The organism is Oleiphilus sp. HI0128 (assembly GCF_001635365.1).
Genome location: NZ_LWGG01001403.1, coordinates 1 through 1266 on the forward strand (window position 1 = coordinate 1; position 1266 = coordinate 1266).

1 protein-coding gene is annotated in these 1266 nt (G+C 43.8%); it reads left to right on the top strand.

The window, feature by feature from the left end; genetic code table 11:
* The coding region (locus tag A3763_RS22960; protein ID WP_156495283.1) for a DUF3418 domain-containing protein at positions 1-1266 on the top strand (1266 nt) is incomplete at both ends.

The following is a 1266-nucleotide window of genomic DNA, read 5'->3' on the forward strand; positions in this document are numbered from 1 at the left end:
TTTCGCACCAAAAATAAGGCTATCGCTCATAACTTAAAGCTTATTGATGAAGTGGAATCGATTGAAGACCGCACGCGTCGTAAAGATGTCCTGGTCGATGATGAGGTGATATACGGACTTTACGATAAGGCTTTACCTGAACACATTGTGAGTGGTGCTGCATTTGAAAAGTGGGCAAAAAAAGCAAGCGAAGCTGACTCAAAGCTAATACGGTTTACAAAAGGTCAGCTGCGCAGCGAAAATGCGGATTCATTCGATCCGGGCCTATATCCTGAACATATTGAAAATAATGGCATACGCTTTCCTCTGAGTTACCAGTTCAAACCCGGCGCTGAAGATGATGGTGTAAATATCTCGGTGCCAATTAATGCAATAAAACAGCTAACTGTAGATAAACTCGAGAAGATAGTTCCTGGCTTGCTTCGTGAAAAATGCATCCACCTGATCAAAACGCTTCCCAGAACTTTGCGAAAGCACTTTGTTCCTGTGCCGGATGTTGTAGACAAGATACTGCCAAAGGTTGAAGCTAGTTCACGCCCTTTGCTTGAGATTCTTAGTGATGAGCTAAAAATTATAGGCAGCATATCTATTCCTATTGAGGCCTGGAATCTTGAGTCACTAGACAGTCACCTGCGCTTTAACATTAAAGTGCTGGATGAGCGAGGCCGGCTGATTAACCAGGGTAGGGACCTCGTTAAGCTTTCGCAAAAAGTTGAGCATTTGGCAAAAAACGCCGCAAAACTGGAAGAGAACCGACCTGAAAAACAAGTTGATATTACTGCCTGGGACTTTGGCGAGCTCAAACAATCCCAGATAATAAAACAAGCGGGTATTGAAATGATGCAATACCCGGCGCTTCAAGATTGTGGAGCACACATCAGGCTCATTCATTGTAATGATAAGCTAGGTGCCGAGGCGATTACGCGAATTGGAATTGCGCGATTACTAAGCTTTGAGCTCCAAGGTATTCGCTCGCAATTCAAAAAAGCGATTAAAAACTACCAAAAGCTAGGCTTGCTTTATGCACCTGTCGGGCAAGCCAGCGCACTTTATGATGACTTTCTGATTGCGGCAATATGTTTGCACTTCCTTAATGGAGAGCTTCCACGCAATGCNGAGCAGTTTAGTGCTTGTCTACAGGGCGGTAAGGGTGATTTCCTTAAGATCTGCGAAGAGTTCAGCGCTCTTGTTTTCGACATACTTAATCATTACCACAAGATAATGAAGCGACTAAAAGGTAAAATGAACTTGGCAGTAGCTATGCCT